A 24,737-nucleotide genomic window follows, 5' to 3' on the forward strand; every position below is an offset into this window, starting at 1 on the left:
GATGGTCATCGGGATCCGCAGTATTTGGCGGAGGTGATCGCGTCCGAGCGGGTGACGATGACCTCGTTCGTGCCGTCGATGCTGACGGTCTTCGCGGGCGGTGCGGACAGTGCCGCGCTCGGCTCGCTGCGGGCGCTGCTGGTCGCGGGTGAGGCGTTCACCTCCGATGCGGTGGCCGCCCTGCGCCGGGTCAGTTCGGCGGAGCTGTACAACCTGTACGGTCCGACCGAATTCACCGTGCACGCCACGCACGGCCCGGTCGCGGCGGATGTGACGGGTGCGGTGCCGATCGGTCTTCCGGTGTGGAATGCCCAGGCGTACGTACTGGATTCGCGTCTGCATCCGGTTCCGGCCGGTGTCGCGGGTGAGTTGTATCTCGCGGGTGCACAGCTGGCACGCGGCTATTACGGCCGCACCGATCTCACCTCGGATCGGTTCGTGGCCAATCCGTTCGGCGCTTCCGGTGCTCGTATGTATCGCACCGGTGACTTGGTCACTCGGGCCGCCAACGGTGCGATCGTGTACTTGGGTCGTACCGACTTCCAGGTGAAGTTGCGCGGTCTGCGTATCGAGCTGGGTGAGATCGAAACCGCTCTGACGGCGCATGATTCGGTGGCGCAGGCGGTGGCGCTGGTGCGTTCGGACGCGCGCACCGGCGATCAGCTCGTCGCCTATGTCGTGGCCGCCAACGGCGTGACCGTGGAGGTCGAATCGCTGCGTGCCCACCTGGCCGCGCAGTTGCCGTCCTACATGGTCCCGGCCGCGACCGTGGTGCTCGACGAGATGCCCCTCAACGCGAACGGCAAACTCGATCGGCGCGCCCTGCCCGAACCCATTTTCGAGGCAAGGGAATTCCGCGCCCCCTCGACCCCGATCGAAGAGATCGTGGCGAATACCTTCGCCGAGGTGCTCGGTCTGACCGGCGAGCGTCCGGTCGGCCTGGACGACGACTTCTTCGACCTCGGCGGCAACTCGCTGATCGCCACCCAGGTGGTGGCCCGCCTCGGCGCGGCCATGGACACCCGGGTGCCGGTGCGGTTGCTCTTCGAGGCGCCGACGGTCGCCGTGCTGGCCGCGCGGATGGAGGCCCACGCGGGCACCGGACGGCGGCGCGAGCTCGCCGCCGGACCGCGCCCGGCCACCATTCCGCTGTCGCTGGCCCAGCAGCGCATGTGGTTCCTGAACCGGTTCGACAACCGGACCGCGGTGAACAACATCCCACTGGCGGTCCGGCTGACCGGCGGGCTGGACGTCGACGCGCTGCGTCAGGCCGTGGCCGATGTGGTCGACCGGCACGAGGTGCTGCGCACCGTGTATCCGGAGACCGCCGAGGGCACCGGTGTCCAGGTGGTGCTGCCCGCGGGCCACGACCTGCCCGACCTGTCCCCGATCCCGGTGTCGGAGGACGAGATCTCCGATCGCATCAGCGAACTGGTGCTGACCGGATTCGACGTGACCAGCGAAGTTCCGGTGCGCGCCAAGCTGTTCCGGATCGCGGCCTCGATGGACGGCTCCCGGCCCGAGACGCATGTGCTGGTCTTCGTGGTGCACCACATCTCCGGTGACGGCTGGTCGGTGCGGCCGCTGGCCCGGGATGTCATGGTGGCCTATGCGGCCCGCTCGCGCGGCGAGGCGCCCGGGTGGGCGCCGCTGCCGGTGCAGTACGCCGACTTCGCCCTCTGGCAGCGGGAAACCCTCGGCTCCGAGGATGATCCGGCATCGCTGATCGGCGAGCAGATCGCGTTCTGGTCGCAGAACCTGGCCGGGCTGCCCGACCAGTTGGATCTGCCGTCGGACCGCTCCCGTCCGGCGATCGCGTCCAACCGCGGCGGCGTCCACGAGTTCGCGCTCGACGCGCGGCTGGTGCGGGAACTCGACGCACTGGCCCGCGACAACGGCGCCAGCCTCTTCATGGTGGTGCACGCGGGTCTCGCGGCCCTGCTGGCCCGGCTCTCCGGCTCCGAGGACATCGCCATCGGTACCGCGGTGGCGGGCCGTGGTGAGGCCGTGCTCGACGACGCGATCGGCATGTTCGTCAATACGCTGGTGCTGCGCAGTGTGGTCGACCCGGCCCAGACCGTCGCCGAGTTGCTCGCGCACACCAGGGAAACCGATCTGGCGGCCTTCGGGCACGCGGATCTGCCCTTCGAGCGGCTGGTCGAGATCATCAACCCGGCCCGTTCGCAGGCGCGGCATCCGCTGTTCCAGGTGATGCTGTCGTTCCAGAACACCGGCGAAGCCTCGTTCGAGCTGCCCGGCTTGGAGGTCGCGGGTGTCGCGCTGGATGTCGTCACCGCCAAGTTCGATCTGCACCTGAACATCTCCGATCGGATCGGCGCGGACGGCGCCGTCGACGGCATGCGCGCCGAATTCGCCTATGCGACGGATATGTTCGACGCGGAGACGGTCGCGGCCGTCGCACAACGACTGATCCGGACCCTGACCGCGATGGTCACGAACCCGGATGTGGTGCTCGGCGATATCGAACTGCTCGATGCCGCCGAGCGGCGCCAGGTCGTCGCGGGATGGAACGACACCGCGTTCGACACCGACGCGACCGCGACCCTGGTCTCGATGTTCCAGGCGCAGGCCGCGCGCACGCCCGGCGCGACCGCGCTGACCTTCGAGGGGACGAGTCTGGCCCACCCGTCGCCCGACCACCGCCCCTCATCGAATCGCTACGCGATGCTGACGTATGCCGAGTTCGAGGCTCGGGTGAATCGTCTCGCGCGGCACCTGATTTCGCTCGGCGTCGGCCCGGACACCATGGTGGCGCTCGGTATGCGGCGTTCCATCGAACTCGTGGTCGGCATGTACGCCGTCACGGTGGCCGGTGGCGCCTACGTACCGCTGGATCCGGATCACCCGGCCGACCGCACCCGCTATGTGCTGGAGACGGCCGATCCGGTGTGCGTGCTGACCACCGCGCGTGACGGGTTCGAATCCGGCGCCGTGCGCGCCGTCGAAATCGAGGCGCTCGACCTCGCGGCGTACTCGGATGCCCCGGTGACCGATGCGGAACGCATCGCGCCGCTGCGGCCGTCGAATACCGCGTATGTCATCTTCACCTCCGGCTCGACCGGTCGCCCGAAGGGTGTCGCGGTCTCGCACGCCGCGATTGTGAACCGCCTGGTGTGGATGCAATCCGCATACCAGCTGGACGGCACCGACGTGGTGTTGCAGAAGACCCCGGCCACCTTCGACGTGTCGGTGTGGGAGTTCTTCTGGCCGTTGCAGATCGGCGCCCGCCTGGTCGTCGCCAAGCCGGACGGCCACCGTGATCCCGGCTACCTGGTGCGGGTGATCACCGAACAGCGCGTCACCACGGCGCATTTCGTGCCGTCGATGATGTCGGTCTTCGTCGCCGAGGAGCGCGCGGCCGAATGCGCCAGTCTGCGTAATGTGTTCGCCTCCGGTGAGGCGTTGCCCGCGGTCACCGCGCAGCGGTTGCGTGAGTTGACCGGTGCGGCGCTGCACAACCTGTACGGCCCGACCGAGGCCGCGGTCGATGTCACCTTCCACGAGGTGACCGATGCGGATATCGCGTCGGTTCCGATCGGTGCGCCGGTGTTCAACACCCAGGTGTACGTGCTGGATTCACGCCTGCACCCGGTTCCGGTGGGCGTCGCCGGTGAGCTCTACCTGGCCGGTGTGCAGCTGGCCCGCGGCTATGTGGCGCGGCCGGACCTGACCTCGGATCGATTTGTCGCAGACCCGTTCGGGCCGGCCGGTGCGCGCATGTATCGCACCGGTGACCTCGTGACCTGGACTGCCGATGGTGAGTTGGAGTACCTGGGTCGTACCGATTTCCAGGTGAAGTTGCGTGGTCTGCGTATCGAGCTCGGCGAGATCGAAGCCGAGCTCACGGCACTGGAATCGGTCGCGCAGGCGGTCGTGTTGGTGCGTTCGGATGATCGTCTCGGTGATCAGCTGGTGGCGTATGTGATTGCGGCTGCTGGTCATTCGATCGATGTCGACGGTATCCGTGCCGAGCTCGGAGGTGAACTGCCCGCGTATATGGTGCCGTCGGCATTCGTCGTGCTCGAGGAGTTCCCGTTGAACGCCTCGGGCAAGCTGGATCGCAAGGCGCTGCCTGCCCCGGTCTTCGAGGCCAAGGTGTTCCGCGCCCCGACCACCCCGGTCGAGGAGATCGTGGCGGGAATCTTCGCCGATGTGCTCGGCGTCGCCCGGGCCGGCCTGGATGACGACTTCTTCGAGCTCGGCGGCAACTCGCTGATGGCCACCCAGGTGACCGCGCGACTCGGTGCGGCACTGGATACCCAACTGGCGGTGCGCGACCTGTTCGAGGCCTCGTCGGTGCTCGCGCTGGCTACCCGGGTCGAGCGCATCGCCGGCTCCGGACGCACCCGGCCGCAGCTGACCGCGATGGAACGGCCCGAGCTGGTGCCGCTCTCGCCCGCCCAGCAGCGGTACTGGTTCCTCAACCAGTTCGATACGACAGCTTCGGCGGTGGACAATATTCCGCTGGCGGTCCGGTTGTCCGGCACGCTGGACGTGGCCGCGCTGGCCCAGGCGATCGGCGATGTATTCGCCCGCCACGAGGTGCTGCGCACCACCTATCCGAGTGCGGTGGACGGTCCGCGGCAGGTGATCCTGCCGGTGGCGCCGACCGCGCCGGAACTGATCGCCGTGGACGTGGCCGAGGCGGATCTGGTCGAGACCGTGATCCGGTTCGCCCTCACCACCTTCGACGTCACCGTCGAGGTACCGCTGAAGGTGGCGTTGTTCCGAATCACCGGATCCGAATCGGAGACCGCCGAACATGTGGTCGCCTTCGTGGTGCACCACGTCGCCGCGGACGGCGCGTCGATGGGTCCGCTGGCCCGAGATCTGATGGCCGCTTACGTGGCCAGGGTGAACGGCGAAGCGCCGCAATGGGTTCCGCTGGCGGTGCAGTACGCCGACTACGCGCTGTGGCAGCGCGCCGTGCTCGGTTCCGAGGACGATCCGGAATCGCTCGCCGCTCAGCAGGTCGGCTACTGGCGTTCCGCGCTGGCCGGGCTGCCCGATCAGCTGGAGCTGCCGTCGGATCGGCCGCGTCCGCCGACGCAGTCGTTCCACGGCAAGGCGATTCGCTTCGAGATCTCGCCGCAGCGGCACGCGAGCCTGCACGAGCTGGCCAGGGAGAACCAGGCGTCGCTGTTCATGGTCGTGCACGCCGCCCTCGCGGTTCTGCTCGCGCGCCTGTCCGGCACCGACGACATCGCGGTCGGCACCCCGATCGCGGGCCGCGGCGAACGTGAACTCGACGATCTGATCGGCATGTTCGTCAACACCCTGGTGTTCCGCACCAGTGTGCGGCCGGGCGACCGGTTCGCGGATCTGCTCGCCGACGTGCGCGAGCGCGATCTCGAGGCGTTCGCGAACGCGGACGTGCCGTTCGAGCGACTCGTCGAAGTGCTCAACCCGGAGCGCTCCACCGCGCGCAATCCGCTGTTCCAGATCGGCCTGTCGTTCCAGAACCTGGCCGAGACGGCGCTGACGCTGCCCGGTCTCACGGTGAGCGCGGTCAACTTCAATTCGCAGTTGGCCAAGACCGACCTGCAGGTCACCATCTACGACCGGTACGCCGACGACGGCACCCCGGCCGAGATCATCACCGAATTCGGCTACGCCACCGATCTGTTCGACGAGGCCACGGTGCAGGGCTTCGCGGACCGGTTCATGCGGGTGCTCGACGCGGTGGTCGCCGATGTGACGGTGCCGGTCGGCGAGATCGACCTGCTCGCGCCGACCGAGCACGAGCGCATCCTCACCACCTGGAACGACACCGCGCACCCGGTGGACACCGACGCCACGCTGGTGTCGCTGTTCGACGCCGCCGTCGCGGCCGCCGCGCCGGGCACGGTGGCCCTCGTCGCCGACGATCCGTCGGGGGAGCGTCTGCACCTGGCCCACCCGTCACCCGACCGCCGCCCCTCATCGAATCGCTACGCGATGCTGACGTACGCCGAGCTGGATGCCAGGGTGAACCGCCTGGCCCGCTATCTGATCGAGCGCGGGGTGGGCGCGGAGGACCGGGTGGCATTGGCCATCCGGCGCTCGGCCGATCTGGTGATCGCCATGTACGCGGTGGCGAAATCCGGTGCGGCGTACGTGCCGATCGATCCGGACCAGCCCGCGGACCGGGTGGACTACATCCTCGGCATGGCCGCACCGGCCTGCGTGCTGACCACCAGCCGGGAGTCGTTCGAGACCGACGTGGCCGAGTCGGTCACCATCGACGCGCTGGAGCTGTCGGCCTATTCGGCCGAACCGGTGGCCGCGGCCGAGCGCCGTGGCGTTCTGACCGCGGCGAATACCGCCTACGTGATCTTCACGTCGGGTTCGACGGGTCAGCCGAAGGGTGTGGCCCTGCCGCACGGCGCCATCGCCAACCAGTTGGCGTGGAAGACGGCCGAATTCGGGCTCGGCAGCGAGGACGCGGTGCTGCTCAAGACCGCGGCGACCTTCGACCTGTCGGTCTGGGAGTTCTGGTCGGCGGCCGTCAGCGGCGGCAGGCTGGTCATCGCGACCGCCGACGGGCATCGCGATCCCGCGTACCTGAACGAGCTGATGCGGGCCACGGGTGTGACCACCCTGCATGTGGTTCCGTCCATGCTCGACGCGCTGCTCACCGAATCCGATGACCGGCTGCCCGGTTCGCTGCGGCGGGTGCTCGCCATCGGCGAGGCGCTGCCCGCCGCGACCGCACAGCGATTCCGCCGGGGCACCCCGGCCAAGCTGTTCAACCTCTACGGTCCGACCGAGGCCGCGGTCTCGATCACCAGCCACCTCGTCACCGAGGCCGACCAGACGTCGGTGTCGATCGGTGCGCCGGAGTGGAACAGCCGGGTCTACGTGCTGGATTCACGCCTGCGCCCGGTGCCGGTCGGCGTCTCGGGCGAGTTGTACCTGGCGGGTGCGCAATTGGCGCGCGGCTACTTCGCCCGCCCGGACCTGACCACCGAACGGTTCGTCGCCGATCCGTTCGGCGTCGCGGGCGAGCGCATGTACCGCACCGGTGACCTGGTGGCCTGGAACGCCGACGGCGAGCTGGAATACCGGGGCCGGACCGACTTCCAGGTGAAGATCCGCGGCTTCCGCATCGAACTCGGCGAGATCGAGGCCGCCCTGCTGCGCAGGCCCACGATTACCGCCGCGGCGGTGCTGGCGCACACCGATCCGAGCCTGGGCGACCGCCTGGTGGCCTACGTGGTGCCGACCGTCGCGGGTCGCGATCCGGAAACCGGCGAGCTGGATCGGCGCAAGCTGCACACCGAACTCGCCGCGGAACTACCGTCGTACATGGTGCCGAACGCGTTCGTGGCACTGGATGCGCTGCCGCTCAACGCGAACGGCAAGCTGGACCGGAACGCGCTGCCGGAGCCCACCTTCGAGAAGGCGGTCTTCCGCGCCCCGGTGACCCCGGTGGAGCAGTTGGTGGCGGGCGTATTCAGCGATGTGCTCGACGTCGAGCACATCGGCGCCGACGACGACTTCTTTGCACTCGGCGGCAACAGCATCCTGTCGATCCAGTTGGTCTCGCGGGCCAAGTCGCTCGGCGTGCTGTTCAGCGTGCGCGATGTTTTCGATCAGCGCAGCGTCGCGGCGCTGGCCTCGGTCGCCACCATGGCGCCCGATCCCGCGCTGACCAGGGTGCGGGAGTTGCCCGGTGGCGGAGTCGGTGAGATTCCGTTGCCGCCCGCGGTATCCGCGGTCCTGGCGGGCGACGCCCCGTACCGGCGCTTCGCACAGGCGGCCCTGCTGCCGCTGCCCGCCGCATTGGACTGGGACACCCTGCTCGAGGCCATCGCGGCGCTGTTCGATCGCCACGATGCCCTGCGCACCCGCCTGCGTCCGGTGGACGGCGGCTGGGAATTCGAGGCGCTGGCACCCGGTTCGGTCGAGATCGACGAACTGGTGCGCGAGGCGCGGGTGGAGAAGAACACCGACCTGGATCAGCTGGTGGCCGCCGAACGCGCGGCCGCGGCGGATCGCCTCGATCCGGCCAACGGCATCATGGCGCAGTTCGTGCTGTTCACCTTTGCGGATAACCGCGATGACGAACTGCTCGTCGTCGCACACGGGTTCGTGGTCGACGGCCGGTCCTGGCAGATCCTGCTCGGGGACCTGACGCTGGCCGCCGAACAGCTCGGCATCGACGCACCGCTCGACCTGCCAGCCACGGGCACCTCGCTGCGGCGCTGGGCGCACAGCGTGGCCGAGGCCGCCGGTGCCGCGGAAGAGTCCTTCTGGCAGGAGGTTTCGGCGACACCGGATCCGCAGCTCGGCGACCGGGCCCTCGATCCGGCGATCGATACCGCGGCCACGGTGCAGCGGGTGCGGGTCGTCGTGCCCGCCGAGATCGCCGAGCCGGTGCTGCACGCCGTGCCCGCGCTGTACCGCGGGACGGTCACCGACGCACTGCTATCGGCGCTCGCCATGGCGCTGCTGCGCTGGCGCGGGGCAGCGGACGGATCCGCGCCGATCCGCCTCGACGGGGATGGTCGCGCGGTGGACGCCGTCGCGGGCGCGGATCTTTCGCATACCGTCGGCCCGTTCACCAGTGCCTACCCGGTCCGGCTCGACCTGACCGGCACCGACCTGGACGACGCCTTCGCGGGCGGGATCGCGCTGGGCGGCATTGTGAAGTCCGTCAAGGAACAGCTGCTGGCGGTGCCGGATCACGGCCTCGGCAACGGGCTCGCGGAGCTCGGGCAGATCGGCTTCCATTACCGGGGCGTGGTGCCCGCCGAGGTCACCGCCCTGTGGGATCCCGATATGCCCGCCGCCGCGACCGTCGACATCGAGACGATGGTGCTCGACGGCGCCACCGGACCGCAGCTGATCGCCTCGTTCGCCTATCCGGCGGGCCTGCTCACCCACGAACGGGTGCGCGAACTGGCCGATCACTGGTCCTCGGCGCTCGGCGCGCTCGCCGCGCATACCCGGCGACCGGATGCCGGTGGTCGCACGCCGTCGGATATGCCGCTGGTGCGGGTCGGTCAGACCGATATCGAGCTGTGGGAGCGGAGTTACCCGGGCCTGAACGAGGTCTGGCCGTTGACGCCGCTCCAGTCCGGTCTGCTCTTCCACGCGCTGATGACCACGGCCACCGTGGACGTCTACACCATGCAGGCCGTGGTCGACCTGCACGGTGCGGTGGATGCCGCGCGGCTGCACGCGTCGGCGCAAGGGCTGCTCGACCGGTACCCCAACCTGCGCACCGCATTCGTCACCGATTCGGCGGGCCAGGCGGTGCAGGTCGTGCTCGATCAGCTGGACGTGCCGTGGCGCGAGGTGGACCTCACCGAGCTGCCCGCCGCCGAACGAGCGGCGGAACTGCGGCGCAGGCTGGCCGAGGACGAGGCCGATCGCTTCGATATGTCCGTCCCGCCGCTGGTCCGGTTCACCCTGTTCCGCACCGACGCGGAGCAGTGGCATCTGGCCATCACCACCCACCACGTGCTGCTCGACGGCTGGTCCATGCCGCTGCTGATGCAGGACCTGCTGGTGCTCTACGCGGTGCGCGGTGATCTGTCGGCGCTGCCGCCGGTGGCCTCGTACCGGACCTTCCTGGAGTGGCTGTCCGGCCGCGACCTCGCCGATTCGCTGCGCACCTGGGCCACCGCCTTCGACGGTGTCACCGAGCCGACCGAGCTTGCGCCGCAGCCGCGTTCGACGGAGCTGTACGAGACGGCCAGGTTCGTCACCGAACTCGACGTGGAACGCACCCGCCAATTGACCAAGCACTGCGCCGAACTCGGCATCACGGTCAATACGCTGGTGCAGGCGGCCTGGGGCATCCTGCTCGGCAGGCTGACCGGCCGCTCCGACGTGGTGTTCGGCGCGACGGTGTCGGGTCGACCGGGCGAGCTGCCCGATGTCGAGTCGATGGTTGGTCTGTTCATCAACACCCTGCCGGTGCGGGTGCACATCGACGACAACGCGACCATCGGTGCGCAACTGCAACGCCTGCAACGGGATCAGGCGGATCTGCTGGACCACCACTACGTCGGCCTCGCCGACATCCAGCGGGCCGCCGGTTCCGGATCGCAGTTCGACACGCTGTTCGTCTTCGAGTCGTACCCGATCGACCGCGAGGCGATCGAAGCCGCGAGCTCGATCGACGGCATGTCGGTGACCGGGGTCGATGTCAGCAATTCGACGCACTACCCGCTGACGTTGAAGGTGGCCGCCGAATCCACGCTCGGCATCGACTTCGAATACCTGATCAGTCGTTTCACCGCCGACGAGGTGCAGACCCTGTCGACGCGACTGGTCCGGGTACTCGAGGCGCTGCTCGGGGATCCGGCCGGGCTGGTCCGCGATATCGACATCCTCGACGATGCCGAGCGGGCCAGGCTGCTCGCCGAATCCGGTATCGCGGCAGCGGTGATGGCGCCGGAGCCGGGTATGGTCGGCGCGCGCACCGTCGCGAAGGTGTTCGCCGAGGTGGTCGAGGCGGATCCCGAGGCGCCCGCATTGCTCACCGACGGTGACGAACTCGCCTACCACGTCCTGGATCGGCGGTCCTCGCAGCTGGCCCGGGTGCTTATCGCGCACGGCGCCGGACCCGGTGACATCGTCGCGGTCGCGCTGCCCCGTTCGGTGGATGCGGTGGTCGCGGCGTGGGCCGTGCAGAAGGCGGGCGCGGCCTGCCTGTTCGCGCACGATCTGACACTGGACGACATCATCTCCGCGGGAGCGGGATTCGGGATCACCCTGGACGCGGTCCCCGGCGAGGTCCGGTGGCTGGTGCCGAGCGATCCGGCGATCCAGGCCGAATTGGCCGCCGCACCAGGGCATCCCGTCTCCTACGCGGACCGGGTGCGCCCGCTCGGTGAGGAGCATGTGGCCTTCGTGCAGCTCGTCGCGGGCTCGGCCGTCACCCTGACCCAGGCCGAGGCCCTCGACCTGGCGATCCGGATCCGCGAGGAGAACGAGATCGACTACGAGTCGACTACGTTCACCACCGCGGCCGACGGCCGCCCGGCCCTGCTGGAGTTCCTGGCGGCATCCACCGCCGGCGCCCTCTCGGTGCTCCCCAGCGGCGACGATATCGCCGACGACCTGGCCGACGGCGAGGTCACCCACTGGTTCGCCGCCCCGGGCGAGGACACCGACGCGGCGGACCCGGACGTGCGGGTCATCGTCGCCGACTAGGTAAGTAGTGTCGGCCGGTTCGGGAAGCAGCAGCCTCCCCGAACCGGCCGATAACGCCTTCGAGCTGGTTTGCCCTTGTCGTTGGAGCCGGCCGCGCTATCGCACCGGCGCCGCCGAGTCCCGCAGGCCTGAGAAGAACTCCGCGAGTATCGCATTATCCTCGTAGGCGAGCGGGGTGTTGGCGGCGTCGTATTCGCCGAACCATCCGAGTTCCTGGCCTTCGGTGAGCACGACTTCGTCGATCTCGAATGCGGCGCGGGCGAAAAAGGTGTGCTCGATCCCGAAATGCAGATCCCGGGTGCGGATGTGCTCGACCTCGCCGGGGTCGAGCACGACACCGATCTCTTCGTCGATCTCGCGCATGATGCACTCCAACGGTGTTTCACCGGGCTCGATCATCCCGCCCAACAGGCTCCACATGTTCGGGTAGGCGATCTGCGGTTTGTCGTCGCGCAGGTACATGAGTACTTCCCGGCGGTCGTTGAGCAGGATGATCTGAGTGCCTTCGCGCTTCAAGGGTTTCGGCCTTTCTCAGCGGTGGTATGCCGTCGCGAGTTTGGTGACCGCGGCGGCGACGTCGTGCACATCGGTGTCGGTCATCTTCGGGTACAGCGGCAACGAGACGATGCGGTCCGAGACATCCCTTGCGACCGGGAACGCCGCGGGGTCGATGCCGTAGGTGTGCCGATAGTACGGCTGAAGGTGCAGCGAGATGAAGTGGATGCCGGTGCCGATGCCCTCGGCCTTCAGCGCGGCGATGAACTCGTCGCGGGTAACGGTGAGCCGGTCGAGATCCAGCAGGATCACATACAGGTGGTGGGCGTGTCGCACCTCGGGTGGGCAGACGAGGGTGGTGACCGCATCCAGGTCCGCGAAGTACTCGTCGTAGCTGGCGGCGTAGCGGGCTCGGGTTTCGATAAACCCGTTCAGGCGTGGAAGCTGGTGCAGCCCAATGGATGCCGCGATGTCGGGCATGTTGTATTTGTAGCCGGGTTCGTGCAGCTGCCAGTGCGGTGAGCCGGTAACCGAATGCCGATTCCAGGCATCGCGGCTGACGCCGTGCATGGACAGCGACCGGGCACGGTCGGCGATTTGTTCGTCGTCGGTGACCAGCAGTCCACCCTCGCCGCAAGCGAGGTTCTTGGTGGCGTAGAACGAGAACGCGGTGATCGGCGACAGTTGGCCGATCATGCGGCCCTTGTATTCGGCGCCGATCGCGTGGGCGGCGTCTTCGAGCACGACCAGGCCGTGTTCGTCGGCGATAGCGCGCAGCGCGTCCATGGCACAGGGCTGCCCGGCCATGTGCACCGGCAGGATGGCTTTGGTCTTCGGGGTGATCGCGGCCCGAACTGCATTCGCATCGATGTTGAGGGTGTCGGGCTCGATATCCGCGAACACTGGGCGCGCGCCGAGGTGCACGATCACGTTGGCGGTGGCCGGCCACGTGATCGGGGAGGTGATCACCTCGTCGCCGGGCCCGATCCCGGCCGCGGCGAGCCCGATATGCAGAGCACCGGTGCACGAGTTCGTCGCGACGGCGTGGGCGATGCCGAGGTAGTCGGCACACATCGACTCGAATCGCTTCGACTTCGGGCCCGTGGTCAGCCACCCCGACCGCAGGGTGTCGAGCACTTCGGCCTCTTCGGCCTCCCCCAGCAGGGGCAGCGCGAACGGCAGTGCCCGGCGGCGCACCGGGTCACCGCCGGAGAGTGCGGGCGTGATCAGCAGACGTGCCAACGTCGCCACGGTGGAGAATCGGGGATGCTCGACGGCGGCGAGCCGCCCCGGCGCTTGCAGGTAGTGGCGAACCTCGGCGATCGCCTCGGCCACCGTGTGGTTCGGGGTGAACCCGGCCTCGTTCGCGAACAGCTTCCCGTCGACGCGGTAGCTGCGGGCATCGGGAGTGCCGCCGCGCAACTCGATAGGAATGCCGTCGAATTCCTTGCTGACCAGCTCGGCGAGATCCCGCACCCGCAGGTTCTCCCCGACCACGTTGTAGGCGGTATGGCGAATGTCCTCATCGGGCAGTTCCAAGCAGATGAGAAGCGCTCGGACCGCGTCGCGGACATGGAGGAACGGCCGCCACTGGGCTCCGTCGCCGTCCACACGGATCTGGCCTTTGGTGAGTGCATGATAGGTCATGGTGTGCACGGCCAAATCCAGCCGCATCCGGGGTGACACCCCGAACAGCGTGCCCAACCGCAGCGAGATGGTGCGGAACTGTGGTGTCTGCGCGCGCAAGACGGCTTGTTCGGCAACGACTTTCGAGTGTGCGTATTCCGACAGCGGTGCGATGGCACTGGTCTCGTTCAACAGGTGGTGGCTGGCACCGTACACGCCGCTGGTGGAGGCGTGCAGGAACCGCCGCGCACCGGCGTCGCGGGCGAGTCCGGCCAGACGTGCGGTCGCGGTCTCGTTGACCGCACTCGTCCAGCGCGGGTTCAGCTTTCCGGTCGGGTCGTTGCTGATCGCCGCAAGTGCGATCGCCGCGTCGACACCGTCGAGGAGGTCGGAGTCCAGGTGGCGGACATCGCCACGGTGGATCCGCAGCCTGGGATGACCGGCATGATCGGCGAGCACGTCCCCGAAGTAGAACGCATCTGCGGCGGTCACGGTGTGGCCGAGTTCGAGCAGTTCGGGCACCAGGAGTGAGCCGAGGTAGCCACCTGCGCCGGTGACCAGGATCTTGTTCATGTCAATCTTCCTTTCCACCCGGGGTTTCCGGGAGTTTCAGTCCTCGTCGCCGGTGTCGGTGAGGTACTTCTCCGCACGGGGATCGGGCACGGCGTGACCGGCCTCGATCAGTACTCGGAACGCGGCCTTCTTGCGCGGACACACAGCAGCACCGCACCGGCGGTGCTGCTGCATCGCGATGTGGGCTTGCGCGACGGTGAAGGGCTCGTCGGGTACTTCGTGTGTCCAGCTGCTTGGCCAAACCCCGTTTGCCACGTCGTGTTTGGGCGGCTCTGCAGGTTCGTCGGCAATGCGCTGTTCGATCTCGGCGACAGTGCGTCCAGTCGGGCGGGCGGGACTCAGGTAGATCACCGCGCCAGCGGTGGCGCCACCGGTGAAGAGCGCTCCGGTGACGATCAGGACCATGGCCTGCCAGGACTGCATGGGCGGCTCACCTCTCACTCGGATGTCGTTGTCTTCGAGGACATCGGGTGAGTCACGATGTGAGCGAGGTGATCACCTGAGTTCTCACAACTCCTCACTAGTGGCGCGGCGGTGGGCTACCGTGGCGAATACAGTCGAAAAAGCAGCTCAAAAGGGGTGGGGCCGATGAGCGGCCTGAGCGACGACAGACGCGCGCTCGGTGCGGTGCTGGCGCGGCTGCGGATTGCGGCCGGACTCACCCAAGAAGCGGTGGCACGCCGGTGCGCTGTGCACCGGACCTACATCACTCACACTGAAGCCGGGCGAGAACTTCCGGCTCGCCGGTTCTGGGAGGTCGCCGATGAGGCGGTGCTCGCCGAGGGCGCGCTGGTGGCGGCCTACGACGCCTACACTGGCGCGGGGCACGGGCCGAGGACAAGCAGAGTCGGTAGGTTTGCCATCGGCACCGTCGCACCTGTTGTCGACCTGAACTCCATGCTCGACACCGATCTGAAGGCGTGGTTGGACATGAATCGACGCGAAATGCTCGAATTTCTCGCTGTCGCGGGAACCCTCCCGGCCGCCGCGCTGCTGGCCGGGCTCGAACGCGGCAGCGGCGGGCAGTTGGCCCGCGGACTGACGTCGAAACTCGACGCTGCCGCTATCGACCAGATCGAGACTGTCCTCGACGCTGTCGGCCGCCAATACGAGGCATTCGGCCCGAAAGCCGTGCTCGCCGTGCGCCAGAGCCAAGCCGACCTGGTCGACGCGCTGCTGCCCGACTGCCCCGCCGGCCTGCTGCCCCGTTTGTTGTCGGTGCGGGCGTCGCTGGCACGATCTTTGGGTTGGATGTCCTACGATGCGGGCGACCTGCGCCTGGCCGGCCACCACTATGAGCTTGCCCGCGACGCCGCCCACGAGGCCGCTGACTCGTCGCTGACGGCGCTGGTGCTGTGCAACATGTCGATCGCGGCAACCAGGGGCGGCCGACCTGGGGTCGGTGTCGATCACGCTATGGCCGCCGGATACTGGGCAACACGCACAGACGACCGATACCTGCTCGCGTACGCCCGCGACATGGCCGCCGAAGCACACGCTGAACTCGGCCAGGCTCGCGAATGCCGCACCGCGCTCGACGAAGCCCGCGAGATCATCGACACGGCCGCGGGCACCCAGCTGCCCACCTACGTATATGACCCCGCGTTGCATGCCGGGTTCGCCGCTGAGTGTCTGATCAAACTCGGCGTCGGCGAACAAGCCGTTGCCGCGGCGACCCGATGCGTGCAGCTCATCGACCCCGCGTTCGCGCTCTCACGTGGATTCGCCGATATCGGTCAAGGCATCGCGCTGTGCCTGGTCGGCGAGGTCGACGAAGCCGTACACATCATCGTCCGCAGCGCGGACACTGCGGTGACCTACGGCTCCGCTCGCCTGGCCGGAGAAGTCCGTGATGCCCGCGACACCATCGGCCGCACCGCGCCCGGCTCGGCGAGCCTGCGCGAACTCGACACCGAACTCGCTGCCCACGGTCTCGCATGAACACTGCCGCTATCCGGCGACTCGGTGCCGACGAAACGTATAAGCCCACCCATCGCGTCGCCGCCGGAAAACAAGAGCGACAGAACTGTTCCCGGACCGGTCGGCAGACCCTTGGCTCGGCTGGGCTCGGGCGCATCCGCTCCTACTCGGCGAGGTTGGAGGTCGTTCCGATGAGAATGCCGACTTCCTGGTCCGGCCGTTGGACGGCCGCAGATCTCGATCACCTGCCTGAGAACGGACTCCGATACGAGGTGCTGAATGGACAGCTCGTGGTGAACGCGATCCCGAATCCGCGCCATCAGTGGGTGATCCAGCAGCTGGAGCGTTCCATCGACGAGGTCGTGCCACCCGGCTATGCCGTGGTCCAAGGTGTCGGATTGCTGATCGGTGATGATGAGCCGATCCCTGATCTCGTTGTCATGAGCGGCCCGATGCCGTGGGAGGCTCGTGGAATTCCAGCCGAGCAGGTAAAGCTGGCAGTCGAAGTGGTCTCCAAATCGACTACCCTCCAAGATCGTATGGTCAAGCCGGTGCTGTACGCCGAGGCAGGTATTCCGAACTATTGGCGGTTCGAGATCAACCCGTTCAAGGGCCAGCTACCGGGTGAGTCGTTGCCGGTCCTGTTCGCCCATGCGCTCGGCGACCACCAAACCTATGAGCTGACCCATCGCGTCGTCGCCGGAGAAGTGGCTATCCTGCATTCGCCATTCGAGTTCACCGTCGACCCCGCCGACCTGCTGCCCTGACGGGGTCGACCGGCAGGCGCTGAGTTACGCGTCGATCGCGTGTTCTTCCGCGAATACCTTGCGGCAGACCGGGGCGCAGAAGGCGTAGTCGATGCCTTCGTGGGTGAGGGTGAATCGGGCGGTGGCGAGTTCTACGGCCATGCCGCAGATAGGGTCGATGACGGATCCCTCGGGGGCTTCGGGGTGCAGGTCGGTGGAGCGGAAGTCCTCGGTCATCAGTTTGGTGAGCTCGGTGCTGGTCATGGTGCGGCCCTGGAGTCCGATGGCGTGGTCGCGCAGGCCGACGATCTGGATGGCGCAGTGCGGCATACGGGTCAAGCGGTCCGGATCGAGTTCGATGGCGGCGATGGCATTGGTGATGAGCGGGATTACGTGGGGGCCGAATTCGCTGTTGTTGCTCCAGGATCCGGGCACGGTGAGCCGCACCAGGTAGCGCGGTGCACCCTGGAGGTCGGGTCCACCGGTGGCCCAGACATCCGCGGTGCGAACCAGGACGTGGGTCAGTTCGCGGGCCTTGGCGAGCACCGCCTCCGGCGCGCCCCGGTTCGGTGGTGAGCGCGTGCAGCAGGCGGTCGGCGAGTTCGCGCTTGGTCGCCGCGCTGATGGTGTCGTCGGAGACGAACAGTTCCACGGTCATCATGGTGCGATCTTCTTTGCGGGGAGCACGGCCCGGGTCGGCGCCAGGGCCAGGAGTTCGTCGACCGACCACTGGTCGTCGGCGTGTTCGCCGTGTTTGGTGGCCAGCACCCGGCCGTCGGGCGCGATGAGGAAGTCGGCGGGGAGGCCGAGGCGACCGCCTTCGGGGTTGGTGGGGGGAGCGATGTGGTTCTTGTCGCGGCCCGCGCGGAGTTCGGTGGCGATCGCGCGGACAATGGCGGGCCAGGCACGGGGGTCGAGCAGGGCGCGGGGCGCGGATTCGACGCCGAATTCGCGGTAGAGCTTTCGGGTGGGGTCGGCGATCACGGCGAAGGGGAGGTCGGCGGAGTATTTCCGCAATTCCTCGGCGCTGGAATGGAATACGACGACCTCGCGGATATCGGCGGCGATGATCTCGTCGTGCCGCCGGACGATCGAGCGCAGGTGCAGATTGCAGACCGGGCATCCGGCGAAGCGCCGGAATTGCAGGTGGATCAGGCAGTCGGGGTCGGGAATCGGCACCGGCGTCCCGGAGATGGTGGTCAGGGTGCGGGCCGAGACGCGGGTGGGTAGTGGCATGGTCCGTCCTTTCGTAGGTGTACTTCGTACGCTTACGACAAGTATGCGCGTACCTTGTACGCTGTCAAGCCATGCCACGTCCTCGCTCGCTGACCACCGCCGATCTCGCGACCGCCGCGCTCGCGGTCATCGACCGGGACGGGCTCGCCGCGCTCACCATGCGCTCGGTGGCCAAGGAGTTGCGGATGGCCACCATGGCGCTCTACCGATATGTCGCCGACCGGGATCAGTTGGAGGTTCTGGTGGTCGACCGCGTGCTGGACCCGATCGACCTCGATCTGCCCGCTGGCGCCGATTGGCGCGAACAGGCGGCGCTACTGCTGCACCGGCTCCGGAACGCGGTTTCGGCGCACCCCGCCGCCGTTCCCCTGGTGCTGCGGCACCGGCAGGCCTCGGTCGTGACCATGCGCTATATCGAGGCGATGCTCACGGTGCTCACCGACGCCGGATTCGAGGGGCCCGACCGGGTGATAGCCCAGCGTACGGTGATCGGATTCCTGCTCGGATACCTGCAGAACGAGCATTACGCGTCTATTCGTGGACCCGGCACCGCGTCGCTGGCTTCGATGTCCGCCGACGAGTTCCCGCTGCTGGTGCAGACCGCGGGGCAGGCGCAGACCATGTCGGTCGACGACGAATTCGGCGGCGGCGTCGAGATCGTGCTGCGCGGACTGGAACCGCGCCGCTGAGTGGCCACCGCCGAACCCGCGCGGATCACGCGGTGGTGAAATGCGGCACCGGCGTAACGTCGCCCGCCGGTGCCGCATGCGCACCGAAGAGCGCGGTGACATCGACGGTCTCGGCCATGGCCCGCGCGCCCGCGTCGTTCAGGTGCATGCCGTCACCGCTGTCGAATTCCGGACGGATGAAGTCGGGGCGTTCGGCGTCGGCCACGGCGCGGTCCACGTCGAAGACCGCGTCGAAAATATCGGTGCCGCGCAACCATTCGTTGACCGCGTGCCGGGTCGGCTGCGTCTCCTCGATCGGCATGCCCGGGTAGACGCAGCCCGCGTAGGGGCCGATGGTGGCGGCGTGGACGATCAGTCCCGCCGCGTGTGCGCGCCGGGCCAATTCGGTGAGGCCCGCGATCAATTCGTCGGCGGTAGCGGGCGGCTGGTCGGCCATGGCGCCCAGGATCAGGTCATTGATGCCGAAGTTGAGCAGGACCCGGGAAACACCGGGCACGCCGAGTACATCGCGATCGAAGCGGGACAGGGCGTGCTCGCCGATCTCGCCGGTCAGCGCGCGGTTGCCGCCGATGCCCTGATTGACCACCCAGCCGTGCCCGATCCGTGCGTTGAGCGCGTCGACCGAGCGGCGGTTGGCGCTCATCGTGGTGCCGACGCCCTCGAACCAGGAGTCGCCGAAGGCCACACCGATCGGGGTATCCGCGGGTGCCAGGACGTCGACGCCGGTCACGAAGAACCGCAGTGGGACCTCGGTAGCCCCGGGCAGCGCGAGCTCGGCGGCGGCGTTTCCGCTTGTGACATAGGCGATTTCGCGCGGACCGTGCGAGAAGGTGGCGAGCCCGGTCGATTCCGGCAGGTACAGGCTCAACGTCAGATCGGTGCCCGCCGCGACCGGCAGATCGACCGGATCGCTGATCAATTCGGCGCCCACCGGGATGGACACCCGCTCGGCGCCGCCGAAGCGCAGCGCGGTATCGGTCTCGCTCGCGATCTGATCGGCGGACTTGCGCAGCGCGACACGGGCTGCGCCGATGGTGAGCGGCGTCCGGCCGTACCGGTTGCTCAATCGCACCCGGATCTGGTCGCCGCCGCCGTCCAGGTGCAGCACCTGGCGCACGGTCTCGTCGGCGAAGGCGCGAGAGTCGGCCAGCTTGATCTGCTCGGCCGGGTCGATTACGGCGGAGCGGAATCCGGCGACCCAGCGGGTGTTCGGCGACATCGGAACCTCCAAGTATTTGATGCGAGGAATATTGCGTACGCATAGTTCTACAGGTGGATATTCCTCGTGTCAATTATCTGCATAGCAATCATTGGGAGTAGCGTGGGGCCATGGCTGTCACCGACCTGTTCGACGATCCACGCCTCACCACCGTCGGCCTGTTCTACGAGGCGTACGATGGGCTGGTCGCTAAGCTGGAGCCGACCTGGAAGGCGAACGGGCTGTCCGGCTTGGATCTGAATGCCCTGATACGCCTGAGTCGTTCGCCGAATCACCGGCTGCGGATGACCGATCTCGCGACGCAGACGTCGCTGTCGACCAGCGGGGTCACCCGTCTCGTCGATCGCCTTGCCAAGGCCGGGCTGGTGGCCCGCGAACTCGATCCCGCGGACCGGCGCAGCGCCTACGCGGTGCTCACCGAGGCCGGGACGCGGCGGCTCGAGGTGGTGCTGCCGGAGTATCTCGCGGCCGTCGAGCGCTGGTTCACCGGGTTGCTGCCCGCCGCGCAACTCGATGGACTGGTCGCGGCTCTGCGAGTGGTGCGGGATGTGGTCAGTCCCGAGGCGACCACGCGCACCGACTGAGCCGGATCAGCCGGCGAGCAGTCGTTCGAGGCCGTCGAGGAGTAGTTCGAGTCCGAAGTCGAAGTCCGCGACGCCGTGATGTGCGCCCGTGATCACCAGGTTGGTCAGTGTGTTCATATGCGGATAGCGCTCGGCCGGGATGAGTGGCAGGAATTCCGTCGCGGCCGCGGCATACTCGTCGGGTCGCAGTGGAAAGTTCAACTCCTGCAGGGTGAATCCGTAGATGTGGCTGTCGAGCGCATTCCAGGCGCGGTCGGCCTGCTGATAGGAGAAACCCGCTGCTACCAGGCAGCCGAGGGTGGCGTCGATGTAGCGCAGCATCGCCGGGCCGACATTGATCCGGGATCCGATCAGTCCGGTGGCCCACGGGTGGCGGCGCAGCGTTTCATGCGCGGAGATCGCGCGCCCGCGCATCGCGGCCTTCCAGTCGCCGCCGATATCCGGGACGTCGATCTCGGCCACCACCAGATCGACGATGCCGTCGAGCAGATCGTCCTTATTCGCGACGTGGTTGTAGAGCGACATCGCCTCGACGCCCACCTGCTGTGCCAGCTTGCGCATGGAGAGCGCGTCGAGGCCGTATTCGTCGGCCAGGCGCATGGCGGTGCGCAGCACGCGGTCCCGGGTGAGCGGGGTGCGCGTCGCGCCGGTGGGCTTCGGCATGGACATCCTCCTTGACGTACTTACGGCGTAAGCGTACCGTTCGGGGCGATGCACTTACGGCGTAAGTGCGCCGTTCTCCCAGTGAGGAAAAGACATGTCCGAAGCGGAAAGTTCACCGGTGACCGCCGGATCTGCGCCGCCGGCCGGATCCGGCGGTCGCGCGATGATGACCGCCGTAGTCGCGCCGCAATACGGCGGGAGTGAGGTGCTTCGGGTCGAGTCGGCGCCACGGCCCGCCCCGGGGAAGCGCGAAGTGCTGGTCCGGGTACGCGCGGCGGCGGTGTGCAAGGGGGATGTCCACCTGCTGACCGGCACGCCGTACCTGATCCGGCTCATGGGTTTCGGCGTGCGCCGACCCAAACATCGGGTAATCGGGCACGATCTGGCCGGTGAGGTGGTCGCCGTCGGCGCCGATGTCACCGACTTCCGGCCCGGTGATGCGGTATTCGGGTCGGTGACCGCGGGTGCCTTCGCCGAATACGTCCGCGTGCCGGTCGATACGGTGGCTCCGGTACCCGCTGGCTTGTCTTTCGAACAGGTTGCGGCCGTGCCGGATTCGGGTATGACCGCGCTTCAGGGCCTGCGCGAGGTCGGGCAGTTGCGGGCCGGGCAGCGGGTGCTGATCAACGGCGCGTCGGGTGGTGTCGGCAGCTTCGCCGTGCAGATCGCCAAGGCGCTCGGCGCCGAGGTGACGGCGGTCTGTAGCACCCGGCACCTCGATATGGTGCGCGGGCTCGGGGCCGACCACGTCATCGATTACACGGCGGCAGATTTCACCGAAATCGACCGCCGCTTCGACGTGCTGCTCGACCTGGTCGGCAACCGTCCACTCGCCGCCTGCCGCCGAATCCTCACCCCTACAGGAATTTTTGTCTCCTCCTCAGGTGCCCCTGGCGGCAACTGGTTCGGCCCGGTGTTGTGGCTCGGAAAGGTCGTCCTAGCGAACCTTTTCGTGCGCCAGACCCTGCGCCCCCTGCTGATGCGCCCCCGCCGCGCCGACCTGGAATTCCTCACCGAACTCCTGGAGAACGGTGCGGTACGCCCGTCCATCGAGCGGAGCTACCCGCTGGTGGAAGCGGCCGCCGCGATCCGGCACATCGAGAACGGGCACGCGGAAGGTAAGACGGTGCTCGTGGTCTGATCCCACCACACCCTGGCCGCGGTCTCCTCGAACGGACTTTGTTCGCTGGTCACCTCCGCTTCATCCTCGCTGGCCCTTCGATCGGGGGTTATGCACCCGTGGCGCGGCGTATCTCGTCGTAGCGGCGGGTGTAGGTCGCCTGCGGGGTGACGGTATTCAGCTCGCAGGTCCCAACCAGTGTTGCGGGTACTTCGCCGCCGAAATGTGCCAGGCTCGGCGTGATTACCGCGTCGACTCGGAGAGCTCGTACGACGTTCACCAACCGCCACTCGGGGTCGTCGGTGGCGGGCCCGAACACTACGGTCTTGATCAGTTCGTAGCCGAATCGTTTTGCCAGAGTGCGTATCTGGGTCTCATCCCATGGCTGATGGACGTCCGAGACATCCTTGCGCAGGTAGCCGACGGCCGTCGGTGTCGACCCCATCACCGTGCCGCCCTCCTGCGGGGCGGGATGTCCAGGACGCCGCGGCCCCGTGCGGTGCGGGCGAATTCGAGTCCATTGGCGCTGAGTTCCCATGTGGTGGGCCGCGTCCCGGGCACTGCCGCGATCAGCGCGCGGTCTGCGAGGGTAAGGACGGCGCTGTGGACGGCGCCGGTGCGGAGACCGGTGTGGTCTGCCAATTGCTCCGCCGTGAGCTGCCCGCGGGTTTCAATGCGGCCATTACCCGGGCCTCGTCGTTCGTCATTCGACCTCACACCCTCCGTCGTTGATGGTGAGGCAACTCGGGGACCGAGACGACTGGCACCGGTCCCGAGCGCCTGCCTCGGACGTTAGGATCGCCGGTGGCGGTACTGCTACGGTTTTGCGAGTCTTTGCGTCCTCTGTTGACTGACACTGCATTGACCAGCAACTATTTCAAAGGTCAGCAGCAAAGCCCATCCCTTGAATGAGGCCACCCATGCAATTGCGACTCCTCGGCGGACCCACAAACAACACCGGATCGCCGCGACTCTGGATGGATGAAGAACGCGACCTCTACCTCGTGCAGGGCTATCGAGTGCCCGACCACGCGAATCAGGTGGAAATACCTCACATGCTGCTGCGGTGGCTACAGCCGGGAACGTACATCGGTGGCATGTTGCACGACTCCGGCTGCGGATCTTTCACCGTCACCGGTCGACCGATCACCGACTCGGAAATACTGGAGCACATGCGGATTCCCGATCATGAGACGGCCGTCGAGGTCCCGGTCGCCAAGAGTCGCTGGGAGTGGTGAGCCGGTGCTGTATCTGACCATCGACGAGACCAACGACCTCATACGCGAGGCGCGCGGCGACGCATTTCACCTCGAGGTTTCCGACGACCATTCCCAGGTGTCCGACGAAGCCGAACCTATGCGGCGTGTCCTCGCTGGCTTGCCGCCGTTCGAAGACGACAGCTATCCGTCGACATGGCGGGCTTGGGAGGATCTCGTCAGCGAAGTAACCGGCCGCGGCACCAACATGCGCCGCGTGCGCGTGGTATCCGAGCCGCTGACCGACTACGTGAGATTCCTGCATGGACTCACCGACAGGAACCAAAAGTATGGTGAAGATATCCGGTGGTTGCCGAGACACCTTGCCGGACCGAGCGACTACACCACCGACGAGTGGTGGCTGATCGACGGCGAGAAGGTGGCGTTCACAATCTTCGGAACCGACGGAGATTTCGTCGGGGCGGCCGTAACCATCGATCCGGTGATCGTAGCGCGTTGTGTTGCGGTGCGAGATGCACTGTGGGATAGGGCTATACCGCATCGGGACTACTCTGCGGGGATGCCGAGTGAGTAACTGGTGACTGGTGTCGAGCAGGCACGGCAGGCTTTCGGGGCTCGCTTGCGAGGGCTCCGAAAGTCTGCGCATCTGACCGGATTACAGCTCTCCGCCGACGCTGGATGGCACTCGGCGAAGGTATCGCGCATCGAGCACGGCAAGCAGATACCCAGCGATGCCGATCTCGTCGCCTGGTGCCAGCTGTGCGACGCGGACCTCCTGCTGCCAGACCTCCGGGCCGCCCTGGCGAATATCGAGGCACTATGGCAGGAGTGGCGGCGAATCGCTGCTGCCGGGCACGCACAGCAGCAGCGGCGCCGCGTCGAGTTGGAGGCCCGCGCAAAGCGGATCCGCAACTTCGAGCATGCCGTCGTGCCCGGCCTGCTGCAAACCGAGCCCTACGCACGCGCAGTCCTGTCGGCATGCATCGAATTCGTCAAAGGCCTCGACGACATCGATCGCGCAGTGAGCGCCCGAATGGAACGGCAGCGAATTCTCCACCACGGCCCGACTCGCATCACGATCCTGCTCGCCGAGCAGGCGCTATACACGACCGTCGGCGATGATCGGGTGATGACCGGACAGCTCGAGCACCTGCTCGACGCGATGTCGCTGCGGCGCTTATCTCTCGGAATCGTCCCCAGGTCAGCGCGATTCATCTACACGACGACCTGCTTCCTGATGCTCGATGAGCGGATCGCAGAGGTCGAGACGATCTCGGCAGGACTGACGGTCACCCAACCACGTGAACTCGTGTACTACGAGAAAGCCTGGTCTGCGCTGCATCGCCAGGCCTCATACGGCGAGCAAGCCCGAGCGCTGATCACTGCCGCCCTGGAAAGTCGCCGCATCTGATCTACATGACCAGCGTGGAATGGTACGCGCTCAATGGAGACTAGTTCGAACACGCCCTGGCCGAGGCCC

At 67.4% G+C, this 24,737-nt stretch carries 17 protein-coding genes; 9 read left to right on the forward strand and 8 right to left on the reverse strand.

The window, feature by feature from the left end:
• Window positions 1-11,169: amino acid adenylation domain-containing protein (locus tag AB0H61_RS26920; RefSeq protein ID WP_357309747.1), on the forward strand; the 11,169-nt coding region annotated here is incomplete at its 5' end.
• A 96-nt stretch (window positions 11,170-11,265) separates the two neighbouring features.
• On the opposite strand, the gene AB0H61_RS26925 is transcribed toward AB0H61_RS26920, so the two are convergent.
• The 3 genes from AB0H61_RS26925 to AB0H61_RS26935 are packed head-to-tail and all read right to left on the reverse strand — an operon-like array spanning window position 11,266 to window position 14,286.
• Window positions 11,266-11,685, reverse strand: coding sequence for an NUDIX domain-containing protein (locus AB0H61_RS26925; protein ID WP_357309750.1), 420 nt, complete (start codon window positions 11,683-11,685; stop codon window positions 11,266-11,268).
• 15 nt (window positions 11,686-11,700) lie between these two features.
• Window positions 11,701-13,863: a bifunctional SDR family oxidoreductase/aminotransferase class I/II-fold pyridoxal phosphate-dependent enzyme gene (locus AB0H61_RS26930; RefSeq protein ID WP_357309752.1), complete on the reverse strand. Its 2,163-nt coding sequence runs from the start codon at window positions 13,861-13,863 to the stop codon at window positions 11,701-11,703.
• A 36-nt stretch (window positions 13,864-13,899) separates the two neighbouring features.
• Window positions 13,900-14,286 carry a hypothetical protein gene (locus AB0H61_RS26935; RefSeq protein WP_357309755.1) on the reverse strand — a complete coding sequence of 129 codons (387 nt, stop codon included), beginning with the start codon at window positions 14,284-14,286 and terminating at the stop codon, window positions 13,900-13,902.
• A 165-nt stretch (window positions 14,287-14,451) separates the two neighbouring features.
• On the opposite strand from AB0H61_RS26935, the gene AB0H61_RS26940 reads away from it, so the two are divergent.
• A complete protein-coding gene (locus AB0H61_RS26940; RefSeq protein ID WP_357309758.1) occupies window positions 14,452-15,804 on the forward strand; it encodes a helix-turn-helix transcriptional regulator in 1,353 nt (450 codons plus the stop codon).
• A gap of 176 nt (window positions 15,805-15,980) precedes the next feature.
• The gene (locus AB0H61_RS26945) at window positions 15,981-16,550 is read left to right on the forward strand and encodes a Uma2 family endonuclease (protein ID WP_357310113.1); all 570 of its coding nucleotides are present in this window, start codon (window positions 15,981-15,983) and stop codon (window positions 16,548-16,550) included.
• Between the two features lie 24 nt (window positions 16,551-16,574).
• Here AB0H61_RS26945 and AB0H61_RS26950 read toward each other — a convergent pair whose 3' ends face one another.
• Complete coding sequence (locus AB0H61_RS26950) at window positions 16,575-17,075, reverse strand: ATPase (RefSeq protein WP_357309761.1); 501 nt, start codon at window positions 17,073-17,075, stop codon at window positions 16,575-16,577.
• A gap of 111 nt (window positions 17,076-17,186) precedes the next feature.
• Window positions 17,187-17,765, reverse strand: a complete 579-nt coding sequence (locus tag AB0H61_RS26955) for a peroxiredoxin-like family protein (RefSeq protein WP_357309763.1) — start codon at window positions 17,763-17,765, stop codon at window positions 17,187-17,189.
• A 71-nt stretch (window positions 17,766-17,836) separates the two neighbouring features.
• Here AB0H61_RS26955 and AB0H61_RS26960 point away from each other — a divergent pair, with 71 nt between their 5' ends.
• Complete coding sequence (locus AB0H61_RS26960; protein WP_357309766.1) at window positions 17,837-18,454, forward strand: TetR/AcrR family transcriptional regulator C-terminal domain-containing protein; 618 nt, start codon at window positions 17,837-17,839, stop codon at window positions 18,452-18,454.
• A gap of 25 nt (window positions 18,455-18,479) precedes the next feature.
• Here the strand turns inward: AB0H61_RS26960 and AB0H61_RS26965 are convergent, their stop codons facing one another.
• A complete protein-coding gene (locus tag AB0H61_RS26965) occupies window positions 18,480-19,673 on the reverse strand; it encodes a GDSL-type esterase/lipase family protein (RefSeq protein WP_357309769.1) in 1,194 nt (397 codons plus the stop codon).
• A gap of 110 nt (window positions 19,674-19,783) precedes the next feature.
• Between AB0H61_RS26965 and AB0H61_RS26970 the strand changes: the two genes are divergently transcribed.
• Window positions 19,784-20,257: a MarR family transcriptional regulator gene (locus tag AB0H61_RS26970; RefSeq protein ID WP_357309772.1), complete on the forward strand. Its 474-nt coding sequence runs from the start codon at window positions 19,784-19,786 to the stop codon at window positions 20,255-20,257.
• A gap of 6 nt (window positions 20,258-20,263) precedes the next feature.
• Here the strand turns inward: AB0H61_RS26970 and AB0H61_RS26975 are convergent, their stop codons facing one another.
• Entirely contained in the window at window positions 20,264-20,920 is a 657-nt protein-coding gene (locus AB0H61_RS26975; RefSeq protein WP_357309775.1) for a TetR/AcrR family transcriptional regulator C-terminal domain-containing protein, read from the reverse strand.
• Window positions 20,921-21,014: 94 nt separating this feature from the next.
• On the opposite strand from AB0H61_RS26975, the gene AB0H61_RS26980 reads away from it, so the two are divergent.
• Window positions 21,015-22,061, forward strand: a complete 1,047-nt coding sequence (locus AB0H61_RS26980; RefSeq protein WP_357309777.1) for an NAD(P)-dependent alcohol dehydrogenase — start codon at window positions 21,015-21,017, stop codon at window positions 22,059-22,061.
• An 88-nt stretch (window positions 22,062-22,149) separates the two neighbouring features.
• On the opposite strand, the gene AB0H61_RS26985 is transcribed toward AB0H61_RS26980, so the two are convergent.
• Window positions 22,150-22,485 (reverse strand): hypothetical protein, encoded by a 336-nt coding sequence (locus tag AB0H61_RS26985; protein WP_357309778.1) that lies wholly within the window; start codon window positions 22,483-22,485, stop codon window positions 22,150-22,152.
• A 475-nt stretch (window positions 22,486-22,960) separates the two neighbouring features.
• Here AB0H61_RS26985 and AB0H61_RS26990 point away from each other — a divergent pair, with 475 nt between their 5' ends.
• Genes AB0H61_RS26990 through AB0H61_RS27000 form a run of 3 tightly spaced genes read left to right on the forward strand, consistent with a single transcriptional unit; the run spans window position 22,961 to window position 24,668 of the window.
• Window positions 22,961-23,278 (forward strand): hypothetical protein, encoded by a 318-nt coding sequence (locus tag AB0H61_RS26990; protein WP_357309781.1) that lies wholly within the window; start codon window positions 22,961-22,963, stop codon window positions 23,276-23,278.
• A gap of 4 nt (window positions 23,279-23,282) precedes the next feature.
• Entirely contained in the window at window positions 23,283-23,831 is a 549-nt protein-coding gene (locus tag AB0H61_RS26995) for a DUF6879 family protein (protein ID WP_357309784.1), read from the forward strand.
• Window positions 23,832-23,834: 3 nt separating this feature from the next.
• On the forward strand, window positions 23,835-24,668 hold the full coding sequence (locus AB0H61_RS27000; protein WP_357309787.1) for a helix-turn-helix transcriptional regulator: 834 nt from the start codon (window positions 23,835-23,837) through the stop codon (window positions 24,666-24,668).
• Window positions 24,669-24,737 lie beyond the last annotated feature (69 nt).

The sequence above is a fragment of the Nocardia sp. NPDC050710 genome (genome assembly GCF_040654375.1).
Classification (GTDB): Bacteria; Actinomycetota; Actinomycetes; order Mycobacteriales; family Mycobacteriaceae; genus Nocardia.

Excerpts from the sequence above, each read along its gene's own strand:
- AB0H61_RS26930 (WP_357309752.1), bottom strand. The coding sequence starts at position 13,863 with ATGAACAAGATCCTGGTCACCGGCGCAGGTGGCTACCTCGGCTCACTC.
- AB0H61_RS26990 (WP_357309781.1), top strand. The coding sequence starts at position 22,961 with ATGCAATTGCGACTCCTCGGCGGACCCACAAACAACACCGGATCGCCG.
- AB0H61_RS26945 (WP_357310113.1), top strand. The coding sequence starts at position 15,981 with ATGCCGACTTCCTGGTCCGGCCGTTGGACGGCCGCAGATCTCGATCAC.
- AB0H61_RS26955 (WP_357309763.1), bottom strand. The coding sequence starts at position 17,765 with ATGCCACTACCCACCCGCGTCTCGGCCCGCACCCTGACCACCATCTCC.
- AB0H61_RS26940 (WP_357309758.1), top strand. The coding sequence starts at position 14,452 with ATGAGCGGCCTGAGCGACGACAGACGCGCGCTCGGTGCGGTGCTGGCG.
- AB0H61_RS26980 (WP_357309777.1), top strand. The coding sequence starts at position 21,015 with ATGTCCGAAGCGGAAAGTTCACCGGTGACCGCCGGATCTGCGCCGCCG.
- AB0H61_RS26935 (WP_357309755.1), bottom strand. The coding sequence starts at position 14,286 with ATGCAGTCCTGGCAGGCCATGGTCCTGATCGTCACCGGAGCGCTCTTC.
- AB0H61_RS26965 (WP_357309769.1), bottom strand. The coding sequence starts at position 19,673 with ATGTCGCCGAACACCCGCTGGGTCGCCGGATTCCGCTCCGCCGTAATC.
- AB0H61_RS26985 (WP_357309778.1), bottom strand. The coding sequence starts at position 22,485 with ATGGGGTCGACACCGACGGCCGTCGGCTACCTGCGCAAGGATGTCTCG.
- AB0H61_RS26975 (WP_357309775.1), bottom strand. The coding sequence starts at position 20,920 with ATGCCGAAGCCCACCGGCGCGACGCGCACCCCGCTCACCCGGGACCGC.
- AB0H61_RS26970 (WP_357309772.1), top strand. The coding sequence starts at position 19,784 with ATGGCTGTCACCGACCTGTTCGACGATCCACGCCTCACCACCGTCGGC.
- AB0H61_RS26960 (WP_357309766.1), top strand. The coding sequence starts at position 17,837 with ATGCCACGTCCTCGCTCGCTGACCACCGCCGATCTCGCGACCGCCGCG.